This is a genomic window from Paenibacillus sp. SSG-1 (assembly GCF_002224835.1).
GTDB classification, from domain to species: domain Bacteria; phylum Bacillota; class Bacilli; order Paenibacillales; family Paenibacillaceae; genus Paenibacillus_AQ; species Paenibacillus_AQ favisporus.
Genome location: NZ_MBRK01000001.1, coordinates 2,720,625 through 2,738,688, shown reverse-complemented (window position 1 = coordinate 2,738,688; position 18,064 = coordinate 2,720,625). Strand labels below are relative to the sequence as shown.

The 18,064-nt window shown below is 53.6% G+C and carries 16 protein-coding genes; 3 read left to right on the top strand and 13 right to left on the bottom strand.

From position 1 onward, the window contains the following. Positions 1-135: 135 nt before the first annotated feature. The 7 genes from BCV73_RS12640 to nirB form a co-directional block, all read right to left on the bottom strand. The gene (locus BCV73_RS12640) at positions 136-1,158 is read right to left on the bottom strand and encodes a LacI family DNA-binding transcriptional regulator (RefSeq protein ID WP_089547366.1); all 1,023 of its coding nucleotides are present in this window, start codon (positions 1,156-1,158) and stop codon (positions 136-138) included. Positions 1,159-1,418: 260 nt separating this feature from the next. Continuing rightward, a complete protein-coding gene (locus tag BCV73_RS12635; RefSeq protein ID WP_089547365.1) occupies positions 1,419-1,733 on the bottom strand; it encodes a DMT family transporter in 315 nt (104 codons plus the stop codon). Beyond that, positions 1,733-2,113, bottom strand: a complete 381-nt coding sequence (locus BCV73_RS12630) for a DMT family transporter (protein ID WP_089547364.1) — start codon at positions 2,111-2,113, stop codon at positions 1,733-1,735. The genes BCV73_RS12635 and BCV73_RS12630 overlap by 1 nt, the downstream gene beginning before the upstream one ends. After that, positions 2,106-2,921 carry a MerR family transcriptional regulator gene (locus tag BCV73_RS12625; RefSeq protein ID WP_089547363.1) on the bottom strand — a complete coding sequence of 272 codons (816 nt, stop codon included), beginning with the start codon at positions 2,919-2,921 and terminating at the stop codon, positions 2,106-2,108. Before BCV73_RS12625 ends, BCV73_RS12630 begins: the two co-directional genes overlap by 8 nt. 167 nt (positions 2,922-3,088) lie before the next feature. After that, positions 3,089-3,943 carry an NAD-dependent epimerase/dehydratase family protein gene (locus tag BCV73_RS12620; protein ID WP_089547362.1) on the bottom strand — a complete coding sequence of 285 codons (855 nt, stop codon included), beginning with the start codon at positions 3,941-3,943 and terminating at the stop codon, positions 3,089-3,091. A 151-nt stretch (positions 3,944-4,094) separates the two neighbouring features. Next, positions 4,095-6,212 carry an assimilatory nitrate reductase catalytic subunit NasC gene (nasC, locus tag BCV73_RS12615; RefSeq protein ID WP_256992831.1) on the bottom strand — a complete coding sequence of 706 codons (2,118 nt, stop codon included), beginning with the start codon at positions 6,210-6,212 and terminating at the stop codon, positions 4,095-4,097. Further along, positions 6,209-8,335: a nitrite reductase large subunit NirB gene (gene nirB, locus BCV73_RS12610; RefSeq protein WP_089547361.1), complete on the bottom strand. Its 2,127-nt coding sequence runs from the start codon at positions 8,333-8,335 to the stop codon at positions 6,209-6,211. The genes nasC and nirB overlap by 4 nt, the downstream gene beginning before the upstream one ends. A 409-nt stretch (positions 8,336-8,744) precedes the next feature. Here nirB and BCV73_RS12605 point away from each other — a divergent pair, with 409 nt between their 5' ends. Beyond that, complete coding sequence (locus tag BCV73_RS12605) at positions 8,745-9,989, top strand: nitrate/nitrite transporter (protein ID WP_089550225.1); 1,245 nt, start codon at positions 8,745-8,747, stop codon at positions 9,987-9,989. A gap of 217 nt (positions 9,990-10,206) precedes the next feature. On the opposite strand, the gene BCV73_RS12600 is transcribed toward BCV73_RS12605, so the two are convergent. Next, complete coding sequence (locus BCV73_RS12600) at positions 10,207-10,740, bottom strand: dihydrofolate reductase family protein (RefSeq protein ID WP_089547360.1); 534 nt, start codon at positions 10,738-10,740, stop codon at positions 10,207-10,209. A gap of 73 nt (positions 10,741-10,813) precedes the next feature. On the opposite strand from BCV73_RS12600, the gene BCV73_RS12595 reads away from it, so the two are divergent. Next, positions 10,814-11,719, top strand: a complete 906-nt coding sequence (locus tag BCV73_RS12595) for a helix-turn-helix transcriptional regulator (protein WP_089547359.1) — start codon at positions 10,814-10,816, stop codon at positions 11,717-11,719. Between the two features lie 31 nt (positions 11,720-11,750). Here the strand turns inward: BCV73_RS12595 and BCV73_RS12590 are convergent, their stop codons facing one another. The 5 genes from BCV73_RS12590 to BCV73_RS12570 form a co-directional block, all read right to left on the bottom strand. Continuing rightward, positions 11,751-12,545 (bottom strand): GNAT family N-acetyltransferase, encoded by a 795-nt coding sequence (locus BCV73_RS12590; protein ID WP_089547358.1) that lies wholly within the window; start codon positions 12,543-12,545, stop codon positions 11,751-11,753. 12 nt (positions 12,546-12,557) lie between these two features. Next, positions 12,558-13,055 carry a helix-hairpin-helix domain-containing protein gene (locus BCV73_RS12585; RefSeq protein ID WP_343219895.1) on the bottom strand — a complete coding sequence of 166 codons (498 nt, stop codon included), beginning with the start codon at positions 13,053-13,055 and terminating at the stop codon, positions 12,558-12,560. Positions 13,056-13,242: 187 nt separating this feature from the next. Next, positions 13,243-14,658 carry a DHA2 family efflux MFS transporter permease subunit gene (locus BCV73_RS12580; protein ID WP_089550224.1) on the bottom strand — a complete coding sequence of 472 codons (1,416 nt, stop codon included), beginning with the start codon at positions 14,656-14,658 and terminating at the stop codon, positions 13,243-13,245. 133 nt (positions 14,659-14,791) lie between these two features. After that, positions 14,792-15,406 (bottom strand): TetR/AcrR family transcriptional regulator, encoded by a 615-nt coding sequence (locus tag BCV73_RS12575; RefSeq protein WP_089547356.1) that lies wholly within the window; start codon positions 15,404-15,406, stop codon positions 14,792-14,794. Positions 15,407-15,584: 178 nt separating this feature from the next. Beyond that, on the bottom strand, positions 15,585-16,208 hold the full coding sequence (locus BCV73_RS12570; RefSeq protein ID WP_089547355.1) for an FMN-dependent NADH-azoreductase: 624 nt from the start codon (positions 16,206-16,208) through the stop codon (positions 15,585-15,587). 445 nt (positions 16,209-16,653) lie between these two features. On the opposite strand from BCV73_RS12570, the gene BCV73_RS12565 reads away from it, so the two are divergent. Further along, the gene (locus tag BCV73_RS12565; protein ID WP_089547354.1) at positions 16,654-18,009 is read left to right on the top strand and encodes a lytic polysaccharide monooxygenase; all 1,356 of its coding nucleotides are present in this window, start codon (positions 16,654-16,656) and stop codon (positions 18,007-18,009) included. Positions 18,010-18,064 lie beyond the last annotated feature (55 nt).

The window sequence follows — 18,064 nt, the reverse complement described above, 5'->3', positions numbered from 1 at the left end:
GATTATAGAATGATAAATTTTCAGCGGAGCTGAACGATTCTATAATCGCAAGAAAAACTTCCACTGGACGCGGTCTGTCTTCTTTGAAAGTACGTCGATAGACGTTTTTCTTATAAATAGCACTGTGTTAACGGTTTAATGGGTGTATGCGCAGGAACCGCGCTCCACCAGTTCGGACGGAAGGAGTATCCGCTTAACCCCGGCTGCGCCGGCAGTCACCTGCTCGATCAGCAGGCGGGCGGCTTCCATGCCGATTGTTCTTGCATCCAGCCTCATCCCGGTTAACGGCGGATGCATTGCAGGCGGGAAATGCTCGCCGCCGCTGAAAGCGATAACCGAAAGATCTCCGGGAATGACAAGTCCAAGCTCTTCCGCCGCTTGATAAATGCCCATAGCCATCGATTCGTTGTCCGCCAGGACGGCGGAAATGCCAGCGTGTTCGCGAAGCATCTGCAGGGTCGTCTCGTAACCGAAGCGGATCGAGGTTCCATCGTCATCCGGCTTGTTCAAGATTAGTCCTGCCACCGGATCCACACCGGCTTCGCGGTGGGCCAAATAATAACCTAGCTCCCGATCCTCCGCGACGGTCCGGTCCTTCGCCGAGTTGAGAAACAAAATCCGCCGGTGCCCTTGCGATAGAAGAAGCCTGACCGCTTTGGCGGCCGCCGCGATATTGTCGTTATCGACGGAGCATACCTGTCCGGCACGCTCACCTGATGGACGTCCCACCACAACGATGGGGACGTGTCGCTTCAGCCGGTCTTCAATTCGGGGATCGTCATGAATCGGGTCGAGCAAAATTTCTCCGTCCACCGGATCTGAAGCGATAAGCTCCACCTGCTTCAGCAGGGAAGGCTGCAAAATGTTGATCAATATCCGGTAGCCATGTTCATAACAAACCTCCATCATGCCGTCGAGCAGGTCGTGCTGAAACGCGTCCAGCGGCATTTTCTCGCTGCGCATGTTCAGCCCGATAATGTTGGTTTTCCGGTTTACGAGGCTTCTTGCCCAGTAATTCGGCCTGTAGTTCAATTCCTCCGCCGCCTTAAGCACACGCTGCGTGACCTCTTTGCTGATGGGACGTTTCTTGCTGAACACGCTGGATACCGTACCTTTCGAAACCCCCGCAGCTTTTGCTACATCAGCAATCGTAACCACGTTCGCCTGATCCTCTCCTTCATGTCTTGGCTTGGAATTTGTCTCAAGTACAAGTCCTACATTAAACCGGTTTTGTTAAAAACGTTCCATGTTCATGAAATATGTATGTAAAACCTGAACATTCGATGATCAATTCCGGTATTAAACCGTTTTTTCTTGTACATCGGTTTGGCACAACCCTTACGGTACATCGGATTTCAGCACAAAAAACCCCGTATAGCGGGGTTTTGCATCGTTGCCTTATTCAGATAGGGTGCGGTTTACTCAACAAGCCGAAGCCCGATGACACAGCCGATGACGCCCATGATGCAAAACAGGCGAACCGGCGTTTTCGATTCCTTGAAAAACATCATGCCCACAACGGCCGCCCCAACCGAACCGATCCCGGTCCAGACCGCATAAGCCGTCGACAGAGGGATCGACTCGATCGCTCTGACCAGCAATGAAAAGCTTGCAATGAAACCGCCAATAAGAATGAGGTTATTAGTCCAGTTATTTTGTTCCGATACCCTTTTGATTCCGATCACGCCGACGATTTCAAGCAATCCGGCAGCAATAAGCAGCACCCAAGCCATTAGCTGTGTTCCTCCCCGCTGGTAAGTTTTAAACCGATGATAAACAGCAATAAGAGCAAAATAATGCCGACTTTCAGCAGGCCAATACCACCGGAATACACAGCTTCCACAACGACGGTTCCGATCGTGCCGATTCCGGCAAAAACGGCGTAGGTTGTCCCGACCGGCAGAACCTTCGCTGCACGGATGACCAGCTCAAAGCTCGTCAGCAGGGCAATCAGCACGATAATGGAGGGAATCTCCACATATTTGAAGCCTGAAGCCCAGACGATTTCGAGGAATCCTCCGATCGCCACATAAGCCCACGCCTGGTTTTTGCTTAACGGTTTGCGCGGTTTCACGGGTTTCGCTGGGGTCGCGGTTTTTGCTTGCTCATTCATTTCGATCCCTTCCTTTCGTCTTATCCGTTTGCTGTTCTTGCTCGTGCCGCAAATACTCGTCGACGATGTGGTCGATGTAGTTTACCGTATCTTCATCCAGTCCGAGGACCTTCTCGCTTTCACCGTCTTCGGGACGAATCCACTCCCAATACTTCTCTAGCACGTCTTCCCTGCCATCAAACCACCCTTCGCCAATGGTCAGCAGCCGCTGTGCCAACTGTCTGGATGCGGGTGAATCCGGCGGCTCCTCGAGGTGGCGATGAATGTCCCGCAGCAGGCCGATCCATTCATCCGACCGCGGATCATCCTCATCCATCTTCGGCAGCTTCTCGATAATCGGGAGCTCGTCGGGAGCAAACTGCCGAACCCTGTTGTTCCGCTGGACGGATTTTGCCGCCGAGTCGGCTTCTCTTGAATGGAGCATCTGGATGAACAGGACCAGTTCTTCCACGGGTACGTCACCACGCAGCTCGATCGTGCGCAGCGTCGTCAGCAGCCGGCGCTCGAGCAGCTCGAGGCGATGCTTTTCATCCTGGAGCAAATCAAGCTGCACCCGAATTGCGTGCGTCCATTTTTCAGCGTGAGACTCCCCGGCTTCCGTCTCTAAGACGTTTCGGATTTGTCCCAGTGTAAACCCAAGCTGCTTCAAAGTCGTAATGTGATGCAGCTTCATGATGTCGTCTTCGTTGTAGTACCGATATCCGGCATCAGATACGAAAGAGGGGGTCAGGATACCCATTTCATCGTAATAGCGCAGCGTGCGGATGGAGATACCGGCCTCCTTGGCCAACTGTCCAATTTTATACATCAACTTAAGCACCTCCCATACCCATACTAAACTCTCACGTATAGGTGAGAGTCAAGCACAAATACCGCTGGTTTCCCCAACAAAAAAAAGCACCCCTTGTAGAGCATTAGAACAGCCCAGGGCTGTCCGATGTCTCTCAAGCGGTGCATTCGTTTATTTCGTCAGCTTTAATGATTCCCTCCGAAACCGGTACGCCACGAGGGGTACAGCGGTTTCCATCCCAGTCCGCGGGCTTTGGCATTTGCCGCACCACGTTCCCAAGGCTGCCCCTCACCTGCAGCTGTGTGCCGCAGGGAAACACCGACCGACTCTGCAAAAATCGGGAGCCAATCGGTGCCCCGAGCCGGCTCGTCATCTACAATATTATAAGCACCGGACGGCCAATCCAGCGCTTGGCATGCGGCATGGGCGGCGTCCTCCACATGTACGAATGAGGAAACTCCTTCATTGGCAGACATTCGTCCCTCACGCACCTCTTCGGCCATATACCCGCCGCTCGTATACCATGTTCCGGGACCATAAAACAACCCGTAGCGAAGAATGACATGCTCCGGAATTTCCGCTGCGGTCTCCTCAAGTGCAGCGACGGCATCCACGCTGCGTTTACGGGAAGGATCCGCAGATTCGACATCCAGAGGTACATTTTCTGTCGCCGGACCATTCCCCGGCTGATAAGCCCACGCAATGCTCTGGACAATGATTCGTTTCACGCCGGCTTCACGGGCGGCATCGACCAAATGACGGGTTCCTTCCACCCGAATGCGGGAGTTTTCCGCGAAAACCCGGCTGCCGAGGGATGTCAGCTGGTGGATGACGACTTCCGGCCTTGCTTCGCGGACTGCTGCAAAAGTAGCATCCCGGTCAAATGCATCCGCGACGAGGGCTTTAGCTCCCAATGATTCAATGACTTGTATGTTTTCCGGCCGATGAGTCGTACCTGTCACCGTATGGCCGGCCTGGACCAGCCGCGGCACCAGCAAACGGCCAACCGCTCCGGAAGCGCCTGCGATCAAAATATTCATGTGCCCTCTCCCCTTTCATGCATCGTAAATTCCATGACACGGCTATTGTAGCATGAGTCATTGGCGGGAATAAGGGCCAATCCACAGCGATTTGGAGCAGACCAATTTGTTGATAAACCTAATGTCGAACTCAGATATGCGTATATTTTTTCTAAATAATCTCCCCTTCATCTTCTGACCATTCTTCGGCAAGAGGCCGAACCCGGACGGCGCTGACTTTAAAATCAGGCATTTTGCAGTATGGATCAAGCTCTGGATTGGTGGCCAAATTCACGTTCTGGGCGTCTCCCCAATGCATCGGAATAAATACGGTATCCTCACGAATTTTGTCAGAATACCGGCTGCGTACGGTAACCGTCCCCCGTTTGGAACTGACGCGTACGAGCGCTCCGTCTTCAATCCGGTGCTTACGCGCGGTCAGCGGGTGAATCTCCATGAAGCTCTCCACGAACTTTGCGGCGAGCACCGGACTGCGCCGGGTTTGAACGCCCGTCAAATAATGTGGAAGCACCCTGCCGTTGGTCATGATGAGCGGATATTCGCCGTTCGTTTCCTCGCCCTGTGAAGCAACAGGTACCGTCTGAAACCGGGCAAGTCCGTCTGCGTGAGCGAAGGAGTGCTCGAACAGCCGCCCTGTCCCCGGGTGGTCGGTTGACGGGCACGGCCAGTAAATGCCTTCTTCCCGCCGCAGGCGTTCGTAAGTAATCCCGAAGTAGTCGGCAATCCCGCCCTGACTGGCTTTCCTCAGCTCATTAAAAATTTCTTCTGCATCCTTAAACGGAAAATAAGCCCCTCTGCCGAGCTTTTCCGCAACCGAGCACAAGATCTGCCAATCATGGCGCGTCTCGACCGGCGCCGGTCTGGCTGCTTCCCTCAGCAGCACGCGGCCTTCCAGATTCGTCAGTGTCCCTTCGTTTTCCATATAGGAAGTGACCGGCAGGACAACGTCCGCGTATTTTGCCGTTTCGGACAGAAACATATCGGCGACGACCAGAAAATCGAGCTTCCGGATGCCCTCCTCCACCAGCGAAGCATGGGGATTGGAAACAACCGGATTCGAGCCCATGACGAATAACGCTTTGATCTGTTCCTGGTGTACGAGCTCCATCATTTCATAGGCGGATACCCCTTTTCCAGGGAGCTCTTCGGGCGGAATTCCCCAAACCTTTGCCACGAACGCGCGGTCGTTTTCATTTTCAATCGAACGGTAGCCGGGCAGCTGATCCGCTTTCTGTCCATGCTCTCTGCCGCCCTGTCCATTCCCCTGACCCGTAACGGCACCGTAGCCGCAGCCTTCCCTGCCGATTTTACCGGTGGCCAGAACCATATTCAGAAAATTCCGGACCGCCATATGGCCATCGGCATGCTGCTCCACGCCGCGCGCAGTAAACACCATGCCGGTGCCAGCCTTGGCGTAAGTCACAGCAGCGGTTCTTATCTGCTCAACGCTTACACCTGTTAACTCGGCAATCCCTTCCAAATCGATTCGGAGCAAATCAGCCTTGAGCTGGTCAAAATCCTTTGTGCGGCTCTGAATAAATGCCGAGTCGATCAAATTTTCGTCCAAGATAACCTTCAGCATACCGCTCACCAAAGCGCTGTCGGTTCCCGGCTTCACTTGGAGATGAAGATCCGCCAGCTCCGCCGTCGCGGTTGCCCGGGGATCAATGACGATGATGAATGCCCCATTCTCTTTCGCCCGGATAAAATAAGGCATGAGGGTCGGCTGGCACTCCGCGATGTTCGTGCCGGCGAGAATAATGCATTCGGCCAGCGGGATTTCCGACAGCTGATTGGTCAGCCCCCGGTCGATCCCGAACGTCTTCACCCCGGCCGATGCCGCAGCCGACATGCAAAATCTCCCATTATAGTCGATATACCGGCTGCGGAGGGCCACTCTTGCAAATTTGCCGAGCGCATACGCCGTTTCATTCGTCAATGAACCGCCGCCATATACACCGACAGCATCGCGGCCGTACGCCTCCTGAATGGCCGAGAACCGCGCTGCGACGATGTCCAATGCCTCTTCCCAAGAGGCGCGGACCAATTCTCCGTTTTTCCGCACCAGCGGATACAGGAGGCGATCCCGGCTTGAAGCATGCTGGTGTGCGTTCATCCCTTTCACGCACAGCCGCCCCTCGGATGCGGCATTGGGGACTCCCGTCGCCTGAAATCCCGATCGCTGCCTGGCCTCCCCGGGTGTAATCTCTACGGTCATTTTGCACTGCACGCTGCAAAAAGGGCACTGCGTATTCATCGTCAGCGTCATATGCCCACCGTCCTTTCTTCGGATTGAGTATCAAGGTGTGTATTGATCCCCACCGATCGAGCCATGTCCATCGTTTCGAGCAGCGATTCGCGCTCATCGGGATCGAGCAGCTTTTCCCGTAAACGCTGAAGCCCGTACCGTTCCAACCACTCCCACACAGGCTCCCGATAATAGGCGGAATCCCGATACAGCGCAAGGCAGCCGAGAGCCATGTCGATGATGTCCCCGGCATCGGGCAGGACACCAATCAGTTGACCCGGCTTGACCGGATGCTCCATATGTCCGCCGGCGTACAATTCCCATCCGGCCGGGGATGCACCGATACCGAGATCATGTACAAGGACACCCGCCGGGTCGCGCGGACCCGCAGACACCGCGATGCGTATCCGTGCCGGCATGAACCACCCCATGCTTCTTCTCTCCAGTTCGAGTGCGATCCGCCCGGCCTCCGTATGCGGAATTCCTGGTGAGACGACCGGGCTTGCCGACACGCGGATCATAGGCCCTCCGCCGCCGGCCGATCGATGGATGCCGAGATAATAAGCGGCGGCCGATCGGCATACTGGGCAGCCTTCCGGGCGCTTCCAGCCCAGACGCAGCATGGCTGCTTGGACGCTTGCATCGCTGCCCGGGTACAGCGCGGCCCGGACCGCTGCACGGTCCATGTCCGTGCAGCCGCAGATCGGCACCGGAGCAGCGGCCGGAGCCGGCTTCTTCCCTCCCGAGGACTTCGCCAGCTCTAGGATCGCGGCCACCATCGGCTTGCAGCCTCCGCAGGAACCGGACGCCTTGGTCCGCTCCCGGATCTGGTCCACGGTTTGTGCCCCATCCAGACCGGCGGCTTCCATAATGGCAGCTTTTGTGACACTGTTGCAATTGCAAACCGTATCTTGATCCCCCATAGCTTCGGCCGTTTTGGCCAATGAAGAATTCCCCCCGGCAGGCTGCGCCTTCAAGGCGGACACCGGCGCCCGCCGCTTTAAATAGCCCAACAGCTCCGCCCCTTCCGAGGTGTCGCCAAAGAGCACAGCTCCGGCAATCCTGCCGTTTTTCATCGTCACCTTCTTATAGGTCCCTTTCACGCCGTCGTAGTGCTGCAGCGCCGTTTCGCAATCTCCACCCTGGATCAGCCCGGCGGAAAACACCTCCACGCCGGACACCTTAAGCTGTGCATAAGGTACTGAGCCTGGATAGGGCTCCGTGTGCCGCCCGCATAAATGCATGGCGAGTACGCGGGCCTGCTCATATAACGGGGCTACCAGGCCGTAGACAATGCCGCGGTGCTCCGCGCATTCCCCGACAGCATATATATGGTCGGCACTCGTCTGCATATAATCATCCACGACAATCGCCCGGTTTGTGCGAATGCCGCTGGCTTCCGCTACGGAAATGTTCGGACGGATGCCCACTGCCAGAACGATCAAGTCAGCCCCAAGCCGGCTGCCGTCAGAGAACTGAAGGCCTTCCGCACGCTTTCTGCCGAGAATACGCTCCGTACGTTTTTCAACCAAAAAGCGCATCCCCTGCATGGTCAGCTCCCGCTTCAGCATCTCCGCTGCGGAGGCATCCAGCTGCCGGTTCATCAGATACGAAGCGTTATGAATGACATCGACCTCCATGCCGAGGTTTAGCAGTCCCCTTGCCGCTTCCAATCCGAGCAGTCCTCCGCCGATTACGGCTGCATGCTTATACGTTCGGGAAGCTTCCATCATCCGCTCACAATCCGCGATATTCCGGAAAGCCGTCACTCCCGGCTTATGAATGCCTGGAATTTTGGGCATAAAGGCCGAGGAGCCGGTCGCAATAATCAGCCGGTCATAAGGCTCCACACGCCCGGATTCCGTGTAAATCAGCTGCAGGTCGGGATCGGCGCGAAGTACAGTTTCTCCGGTATACAGGGATATCCCCCGTTCTGTATACCAATCCCAATCATGGATCGTTATATCATCTACATTTGTTCCGCCTTGGAGCACTTTCGACAGCATGATCCGGTTGTAATTGGGATGGGGCTCATTTCCGAACACGGTGATCTCATACCGGTCGGGCGCAAAATCGCATATATGCTCCACGCATCTCATTCCTGCCATCCCGTTGCCGACCACGACAAGCCTGGGCTTCCCCATTGCAGTCACCTCCGCTAAAAAACTGTGTAGGCCAGGCCTAAAAATGAAAAAACCCGTCCCTTGGAGATCAAGAGAACGGGCGTCATTGCCAGTTAGTCAACAGGTACACCGTTGTACCGGATAATGGATTTGAACTGAGCATAATCGAAAACCAAGTTAATGTCAACATATATTACACGACATTCTAATATTCACCAATAACACAATGAATCATGTCCAATAACAAAATTTATGTATAGTTTATTGACACGCATTTTACATTGCACTATAATTCATTTCGAAATCACAAAGACGTGATCTTTCATCCGGGAAGAATACTTCCCATGGCAATGAGGCCGCTGGTTGTCCGCTTATGGGCAATCTGCGGCTTTTTGTTTTGTATGCGATAAAAGATATGGAGGAGATGGAGATGAAAGAAGGAACGACGTTTTGGAAAAGTGGGCATAAACCGTCTTTATTCAGCGCATTTTTCTATTTTGACATCAGCTTTATGATTTGGGTGCTCCTCGGACCACTGAGCGTCATTATGATGGAGGACTATCCGATGACCGCGTCCCAAAAAGCGAACCTGGTCGCGCTGCCGGTGCTGGGTGGTTCGGTATTAAGGCTGGTCCTCGGTTTCCTGACCGATTATATCGGGCCGAAGCGCACCGGACAGCTCGGAATGCTGCTGACGATGGTGCCGCTGATCTGGGGCTGGCGGTTCGTGGACTCGCTCGGCGAGCTGCACGTCATCGCCCTGCTGCTCGGCATTGCCGGGGCTTCGTTCTCGGCTGCGCTTCCGCTCGCCAGCCGCTGGTACCCGCCGCAGTATCAAGGCCTGGCGATGGGCATCGCCGGAGCCGGGAACAGCGGCACAGTGCTGAGCACGCTGTTCGCGAACCGGCTGGCACAGCATTTTGGCGGATGGGAAGCCGTATTCGGCATCGCCTTGATCCCGATCGTCATCGTGTTTATATTCTTCAGCATTTTTGCCAAAGACAGCCCCAACCAGCCTGCCCCCAAAAAATTGTCCGAGTACGGCTCAGTGTTAAAGCAAAAGGATACCTGGCTATTTTGCTGGCTGTACTGCGTGACGTTCGGCGGCTTTGTCGGTCTGACCAATTACCTGACGATCTTTTTTCATACGCAATATAATCTTTCCGCTGTGCATGCCGCCGATTTTACGACCATTTGCGTCATCGCCGGCAGCCTCTTCCGTCCGGTGGGCGGGTATTTGTCCGATCGGATCGGAGGCGTCCGCATGCTGCTCATCCTGTATACCGGGGCAGCCATCATGCTCGCCTGTGTCTCCTCGCTGCCGCCGCTGTACGTGATTTCCATCCTTCTTTTTGCCGGTATGATGTGCCTGGGTGCCGGCAACGGCTCGGTCTTCCAGCTTGTGCCCCAGCGTTTTCGTGATGAGATCGGCATCGTTACAGGCATCGTCGGCGCTGCCGGCGGGTTCGGCGGTTATCTGCTGCCGCTTGTGCTCGGCGGATTGTACGAGTCTACCGGGTCGTACACGCCCGGGTTTCTGATTCTGAGCGGTGTGGCCATAGCCAGTGTACTGGTAGTTTTGGCGGCGAAAGGCCAATGGAAGAAAACTTGGTTTGCTGCGTCTTCCGCAAAGAAGCTAATAACGGATCCGGTGAATGCCGAATTTAAATCGTAATTCAAGATCGCTGGCGTATAACCAAGCGTCTTCGTGTATTGTGTAGTGTTACGCCCCCGGCTAATCGTTTGGCCTGGGGGCGTTTTTTTCTGTAGCGGTCATCTAGAGGAGTTAGTCATTTAACTCAATTCATTACCACAGCTTCTCCTATACTGCAGCTTGCCCGATAGGCAGAGACATCCAACCAAGCCGGCAGCTGGTTAGTTTATGTCAGCTATCATCTTTTCAACACTTCGTACGCCAGAGATACCATCTGCCCCATCGGTTCGGCTGTGACCAGCTTCAGCCGGGTGAAATCCGTTCCTTCCGGAAACAGCGGGATGCCCTCGCCGAGAATTTTAGGAATGACCGTCATCTCAATTCGATCCAACAGTCCTTTTTCCAGGAAAGCCTTGGTCAACTGCCCGCCTCCAACCAGCCATACGTCCCCTTTTGCCTCTGCTTTGACCTTCGGGACCAGAGAAGCCAAATCCTCGGCCGTAAACATCACATCGGGGGAAGAAGGCTGCTCCGATCGGGTCACCACATAGCAAGGTTTCCCCTTGTACGGAAATTGTTCCGACAGCTTAAGCACTTCGTCGTAAGTACGCCTTCCCATCATCAGTGCGCCGATGCGCCCGTAAAACTTCGCATATCCGTTGTCTACGCCATCGCCTTCAACATCAAACAGCCAGTCCACCGATCCGTCCGATCGCGCAATATATCCGTCCAGACTAACCGCGAGATACAGCACTACTTTCGAGCTTTCCATGTTTTTATCGCTCCCTTCTATTCATATGTTACAATGTAACTACGACATATATTGACGTAATTAGGAGGATATCATGAATGAGCGGAGATTAGCGATGATGCGGATCATTGACTCACGGAAGAAGTTTACGGCCCGCGAATTGGCCGAGCGTTTTAACGTCTCGGTCCGGACCATCCAGCGCGACCTGGATTACCTGCAGCAAATCGGTTTTCCGCTGTACAGCGAACAAGGGGCTCATGGCGGATACCGCGCGCTGGAGAACCGAATTCTGCCGCCGCTGCAGCTGACCCGAACCGAGGCGCTCGGTTTGTTTCTGATGCTCGAAATGCTGGAGAAGGTGCCCGACTTCCCTTTTGACGCGATCCGTTCCCACTTGGCCGTGCAATATTACGGGTCCCTGCCTTCCGACGTACAGACGAACATCGATCAGATGCGCAGCCATATTTCTTTCCGAATGATGCAGCTGCATGAGCCTGCACCTTGGACGACAGAAATTTTAGAAGCTTCGATCGCCAAACAGGAAATCCGGATCGCGTATAAGTCTGCCAAAGGCGATAAGGAACACAACGTGTACCCCTTTGGCATTTATTTTGAGAATGGCTATTGGTATATGCCTGCGCGAAACCCGGAGAAGACGCTCCTTTTTCGCGTGGACCGGATCCAGCATGTGGAAAAAACCGGTGCGATCGATCCTGAAGTGCCGTCCCTGGCGGAGTGGATGCAGTCAACCGATGATCGGGACAAAGCTGAGGTAGTGCTGCGGTTTACCCCTTTTGGCATGCGGCTTGCCAAAGACGACCCGATTTTGCATACAGCTGCGGACGGACAGTGGAGCGGCCCGGTTCCGCTTGAGGAGTTCCCGTTTACAGCCCGGAGGCTGCTCCGATTTGGCCCGGATGTGCGGGTTGTATCGCCGCCCCGGCTGAGGGATTTGGTGCTCCAGCTGCTGCAAGACAGCATAAACCAGTACAAGGAGTAGGCAAAAAAACACTCCCCGCAGGGAGTGTTTTTTACTGGTCTCTGACCCAAAAGGAATTGGTATACACATGCCTAAACCCTTGGACCAGCATATGGTTATGACTTGAAGAGCCGAACACCACATCCGTGTACACCGTCGACAGGCCCATCCGCTTGGCCTCCGACAACCGATGGCGGATCAGCGCCGTTTGGCATCCCCTGCCTCTAAACGCGGGCAAGGTATAATCGTTGGCCAAATAGCCTTTCCCCATATGGATAAACATCGATCCGATCCCGGCCAGCTGTCCATCCGAATAGGCGAGGTAATTCCGAAAAACAGGGAGGGTAAAGTACCGTTTTTTTCTCGCCAAAATATCAGCTGAAACGCCTCCCATCAGCACACTGACGGCCTCCAGCAAAACGTCGACATTGCCTTCGTCCACCGGTTCAATGGTCATATCCGGATGCACTGTTGCAGCCTCCACCGGCTCTGCCTCCAAAAATGCCAGCTGATCTATGGGCAGAAATCCTTTGCGGTGCAAAGCCAGCGCAACCTGCTCGTTCAGCCGGGTTGGTGCCATATCAAAACAAGGACGGGCATTTCTTTGCTCGTATTCGCTGACGATTTGGTCCAAATGCCCCAGATCCGCGATCCCGAATCCTTTCACCCGATTGTAATAGAGCGAATCCGGACCGGTAGTTTCGATGAGCAGACGGGCACTGCCGATTCGAATTTCTTCCAGACGCTTGTCTTGCGAGGAAAGCGCCCGCCCTGCGTTAAACCGGGTCAGTTCCAGCTCTATTTCCTCGATATCGTTTACTTTCTGATGTACCTTTTGCTGAATCAAACCTATTCCCCCTTACTTGTTCCGGGCTGCCTCATTCCCCCGGTGCTCGTACCAGGCTGCTGCTGGCCTTGTTGCCGGATATCCGAATTGCTCCCGGTATTTCTTCCTTTCTTCGGTAAAATCAGGCCATTCCCGCTCACTGCCCGGATGGTTGGCATAATGCACCAGACAGCGAAGAGCATCCTCCAGGCAAGGATCCTCCCAGTATCCGAGGTGCACCTCCATTTTGTCTATGAAGTCCGCACCGTCCAGGTCTTTAATCTCATCCAGCGAGTAGTATCCCATGCCAACCACCCTTGCGGCCACTTTCGGGCCAATCGAGGGCACGGATTGAAACATGGCCAGCCCCTTTAGCATGCTGGCGCGTTCGCGAGTGATTTCCAGCATTTGCGATAACTGTGCGGTATCGAGGGTGGCAATATCGTTCAGTTTCACTTTAAAGGCTCTTAAATGGGCGCGTTCCTCGGGGGTCAGCGGGAGCTTGGGCGGTGTTTGCTTCAAGTGTATCACCTCATGAATGGACTATCGATTCAGGCAGATCTGTCAATGAACGTCGATTGGACCTCCACTGGAACCCCATTATATACCAGGAAGCTTGGGGCGACAATTTTTCTGACGACAGCCCGCTAAAGCGTAGCAATTCCTCAAATATAAACAAAGCCCGATATCAACCGATACCAGGCTTCGTTCTCTATTGTCATTTCTGATGATTTACGGGTACACGCTTGATGAACAGTGCAATCACAAATCCGATGACTGCGATAATCATTCCGAACATAAACGCATTTGAAACTCCTGAAGTCAACGCGTCAAGCGGATTGCCGCCGGGGTGCGCCTCAGCGTAATGCTCCTGGCCTGCCGACATCACGCTGACAGCAAGCGCTGTGCCAATAGCACCGGCAACCTGCTGCAACGTGTTCATGATGGCTGTGCCGTCCGGGTAGTATTCACGCGGAAGCTGATTCAGCCCGTTCGTCTGTGCCGGCATCATAACCATCGAAATGCCGATCATCAGGCAGGTATGAAGCACGATCACGAGGAACGCCGCTGACGCGGCGGTAACGCCCGAGAAGAACCACAGGGATGCGGCAGCCACCAGAAATCCGGGGAACACGAGCCATTTGGGTCCGTATTTGTCAAACAGCCGTCCCATGATCGGTGACATGATCCCGTTGATGATTCCCCCCGGCAGCATGAGCAGGCCGGCATAAAAGGCCGATTTGCCAAAACCACCCTGGAGGAACAGCGGCAGTACCAGCATCGACGACAGAATGATCATCATGCTGATAAAGATCATCACTACGCCAACGGAAAACATCGGGTATTTAAAAGCGCGCAGGTTAATCATCGGCTGCTTCATCGACAGCTGACGCCATCCGAACAGCAAGAGGCCGACCACGCCAATAACCAGCGACAAGATCACTTTGGTGCTCGTCCAGCCACCGCTGCCTTCACCGGCGCTGCTGAAGCCAAACACGATGCCGCCGAACCCGATGGTGGACAGCGCGATGGACAGCAGGTCGATCTTCGGTTTGGTGATGCTGGATACATTTTGCATAAACGCAATGCCGAATACCAGAGCCAGAATCAAAAACGGCAGGGACAGCCAGAAAATCCAGTGCCAGCTGAGGTTCTCGATTAACAGACCCGCGATCGTCGGTCCGACCGCCGGCGCAAACATGATGACCAGCCCGATGATTCCCATCGCGCCTCCCCGTTTCTCCGGTGGAAAAATGACCAAAATCGTGTTAAACATCAGCGGGAGCATAATACCGGTTCCGATCGCCTGCACGACGCGGGCCACCATCAGAAATTCAAACGATGGCGCTAGCGCCGCAATCAGGGTCCCGACAATCGAAAAGCTGAGCGCAGTAATAAACAGCTGCCTTGTGGTAAACCACTGCAGCAGCAATCCCGACACCGGGACCAGAATGCCCAGCGTCAGCAGGTATCCGGTTGTCAGCCATTGCGCTGTCGAAGGCGTAATGTGCATGACCTGCATCAAATCACTAAGCGCGATATTCAGCGCCGTTTCACTGAACATGCCGATAAATCCGGCAATGAGCAGTGAAATCATGATCGGTAAAACTTTAAATTTTTTCTCCGTTTGCATTTGAGCTTGCGTATGCTGTACGGCTGCTTCCACAATCCCATCCTCCTGTCATATGTCCAATGTCTCTCTTATCTCTCTTTATATGTCTCTATCTATTTTCTCTGATATTTGTAATCTCTCTATTCATTCGGCCTTATTTTTCTTTCTGTGCTTCATCCGATGTATTTTTGGCCAAAAGGCGGTCCAGCAATATGCCAACATATTTGGATGCAAGGAATATAGGTCCCGTATCCTTGTTCGTCTGGGCGATCAGCAGCGACCCTTCGAGCAATGAAAGAATGACTGTCGCGGCTTCCTGTGAACGGGACAGCTCTACCCCGGCATCCTGCAGCCGTGTGGTCAGGACTCTCTCCCACTCCTGAAGCACGCCTTGACAAGCATCCCTCAGGGAGTTGCTGATGCAGGAGGTTTCTACCGCATTCCAGAAGCTGAGCGGGATAAACCCTTCGAAATTGGTGGCTTTGGCATCGGCCGCAATCACATCGATACAATGCTGAATGGCCTGAGACGGATCGTCGAACCGGTTAAAAGCCTCTTCCCACTTGTCGGATACCGCGCTTTTAATCCGTAAAATGCATTCTTGGGCAAGCTCCTCCTTGCCCTCTGGGAAATAATAATACAGTGATCCTTTTGGGCAATGGCTTTCCTTGATAATTTGGTTTAATCCCGTTCCGTGATAGCCCTGTTTGGCAAAAAGACGCGTTGCTGTTTCCACGATGGATTCACGGGAATTGGGCTTTTCCGTCATCGCGTTTATGACCTCCTTTCAAAATTATAACGAACGGTCTACATATTATAGTCGATGAAATGCGCTTACTGTCAACTCATTTTTTTATGAAAAATGTGGGTGACCTTAACCTTTGCCGAAGAAAATACAAAAAAGCATTCCGACTGCCGGACAGCCGAAATGCTTTCTTTATACTCGTTTAAAACGTTACAGCGTATTTTGCCGTTTGATCCAGTCCCTTTTGAATAATGTCCTTGGCTTCGGCGGGCATCTGGTTATGTCCCTCAATAATGATTTCTTCCGGTGTAATTCCCCATAGCATCAAATTGGATTTCACGAACCGGATCGCGCCTTCAAAAGGAGCCATGTTCTCCGTGGAGTAAATGCCGCCCCGAGCATTCAGCAGAACCACTTTACGCCCCCCGGCTAGACCGACGGGGCCTTCGGGTGTGTATCGGAACATGGTTCCGGCTTGAGCCAAATAGGACAGATACGTAATCAGCGGGGCAGGCGCAGCGTAGTTCCAGAGCGGGAACGCGATGACCACTTTGTCGGAGGCGAGAAATTGATCGATATGAACGCGTACCAAATCGGCGATATTCGTCTCCTCCGGCGTCAATTCCTGTCCTTGGCTGCGCTTGAAGAGCGCGGTAAGTGCCGTGTTCCCATAATTCGGCAGGTTCAAGGCGAACAAATCCAGCTCGGTAACCACGTCATCCGGATGGGTGTCCCGGTACGCTTTGACGAACGTTTCGTACATTTGAACCGTAACCGATTGCTCTAACGGACGGTCATTCGCTTTGATCATTAACACATTGGACATGTTGTTGTGTGGCCTCCCATTCACAATATAGGTTCCAGAATAATTAGGCACATGAGTTCGGAGTTGAATACATTGCGGACTTGATTAGGTTTCCGCATTTCGCAATTTTTTATGAATGGATTCACTCAAACACTACCTAAATCGTTGTTTTTTATTATTGAGGGGGAGGCTTAATTGGTTTATCGTTGTGTTAAATGATACTAATTATTACTAAATATTGATTTTTTATGTATTTTCTTGATTAAAAATCGACATTCATGTTCCGATATAAGCTCGCCTGCCGAGTTTATATAACCAACATTCCGAAAGCTGACCGATAATAAGGTCGGCCCTGGCCAAGCAAGTTGAATGAATATTCTTATAAGGGGGTGGGACGGCCAAAGCGGTATCTGCAGCCAGAATGAGACATGTTGTTTTCATATTCGGATTAGAGGAGGAAATTTGGATGACTACGATTCGGTTACGACAGCATGGAGTGCTTAAATGGCTGTTCGCAGGCAGTTTAGCTTTGATCACGCTGCTGTGCACGTTGATGATCGTGGAGCGTGCTTCCGCGCATGGTTATGTCCAGTCCCCCGGCAGCCGCGCTTACTTATGCAAAACGGGTGCCAACACCAATTGCGGCCCGATTGTCTATGAGCCTCAAAGCTTGGAAGCTCCGAAGGGCTTTCCTGCCGCAGGCCCGGCAGACGGTAAAATCGCCAGCGCCAACGGAGCTTTTCCAACGCTGGATGAACAATCTCAGACCCGCTGGAGCAAGGTTAACCTCTCTCCAGGCACAAATACCTTCAGCTGGACTCTGACGGCGAGACACGCCACGACCAGCTGGAAATATTACATCACGAAGCAGAACTGGAATCCCAATGCGCCGCTCACAAGAGATTCTTTTGACCTGACGCCATTCTGTTCGGAAAATTATAACGGTGTGCAGCCTGGAGCAACCTATACCAGCACCTGTAATGTCCCCAGCCGCACCGGATATCAGGTGATCCTCGCCGTTTGGGAAATCGCGGACACCGCCAACGCCTTCTACAATGTCATTGATGTGGACTTCGGCGGCGGCAGCGGCACTCCGGATACCACGGCACCCTCGGCGCCTTCCAACTTGAAGGCATCTGCTATTACGTCAACAGGAGCAACGCTGACCTGGGGGGCTTCGAGCGATAATGTCGGCGTGACAAGCTACAAGGTCTATAACGGAGGCACGCTTGTTGCAACAACGGGAGGTTCTGTCCTCAGTTATCAGGTCACCGGACTTTTACCCAATACATCCTATTCGTTTACGGTTCGGGCTGTAGACGCTGCGGGTAACACTTCGGATGCCAGCAGTGCCGTAACATTCACCACATCTGGCACAAATCCACCGGACACCCAGGCACCTTCCGCTCCAACCGGTCTGCAGGTTGACGGTACACCAACTTCGGGAACGGTTACATTGAAATGGGCGGCTTCGACAGATAACGTTGGCGTAACCGGCTACCGGGTCTACAATGGAAGTACGCTGGCAGGCACCGTATCCGGCACCACGCTGACCTACACGGCCAGCGGACTCGCGGCCGACACGTCTTATACATTTACCGTTCGCGCCGTGGATGCGGCGGGAAATGAATCGTCCGCCAGCAATGCGGTAACCGCTAAGACGGCTTCGTCCTCATCCGCAGAGGCATGGGCACCCAATGTTGCCTACACACCAGGCACGCTCGTTACCTATAACGGAGCGACCTATGAATGTCGGCAGGCCCATACCTCGCTGACAGGCTGGGAACCACCGAACGTTCCAGCGCTCTGGCTGTTGAAATAACGAAAAAACGGCTTTCTCCCCGAAACCTGGCGGAAAGAAAGCCGTTTTATTTTGT

Excerpts from the sequence above, each read along its gene's own strand:
- BCV73_RS12625 (WP_089547363.1), bottom strand. The coding sequence starts at position 2,921 with ATGTATAAAATTGGACAGTTGGCCAAGGAGGCCGGTATCTCCATCCGC.
- BCV73_RS12620 (WP_089547362.1), bottom strand. The coding sequence starts at position 3,943 with ATGAATATTTTGATCGCAGGCGCTTCCGGAGCGGTTGGCCGTTTGCTG.
- BCV73_RS12635 (WP_089547365.1), bottom strand. The coding sequence starts at position 1,733 with ATGGCTTGGGTGCTGCTTATTGCTGCCGGATTGCTTGAAATCGTCGGC.
- BCV73_RS12575 (WP_089547356.1), bottom strand. The coding sequence starts at position 15,406 with ATGACGGAAAAGCCCAATTCCCGTGAATCCATCGTGGAAACAGCAACG.
- BCV73_RS12570 (WP_089547355.1), bottom strand. The coding sequence starts at position 16,208 with ATGTCCAATGTGTTAATGATCAAAGCGAATGACCGTCCGTTAGAGCAA.
- BCV73_RS12605 (WP_089550225.1), top strand. The coding sequence starts at position 8,745 with ATGAAAGAAGGAACGACGTTTTGGAAAAGTGGGCATAAACCGTCTTTA.
- BCV73_RS12580 (WP_089550224.1), bottom strand. The coding sequence starts at position 14,658 with ATGCAAACGGAGAAAAAATTTAAAGTTTTACCGATCATGATTTCACTG.
- BCV73_RS12565 (WP_089547354.1), top strand. The coding sequence starts at position 16,654 with ATGACTACGATTCGGTTACGACAGCATGGAGTGCTTAAATGGCTGTTC.
- nasC (WP_256992831.1), bottom strand. The coding sequence starts at position 6,212 with ATGACGCTGACGATGAATACGCAGTGCCCTTTTTGCAGCGTGCAGTGC.
- nirB (WP_089547361.1), bottom strand. The coding sequence starts at position 8,335 with ATGGGGAAGCCCAGGCTTGTCGTGGTCGGCAACGGGATGGCAGGAATG.
- BCV73_RS12595 (WP_089547359.1), top strand. The coding sequence starts at position 10,814 with ATGAATGAGCGGAGATTAGCGATGATGCGGATCATTGACTCACGGAAG.
- BCV73_RS12600 (WP_089547360.1), bottom strand. The coding sequence starts at position 10,740 with ATGGAAAGCTCGAAAGTAGTGCTGTATCTCGCGGTTAGTCTGGACGGA.
- BCV73_RS12630 (WP_089547364.1), bottom strand. The coding sequence starts at position 2,113 with ATGAATGAGCAAGCAAAAACCGCGACCCCAGCGAAACCCGTGAAACCG.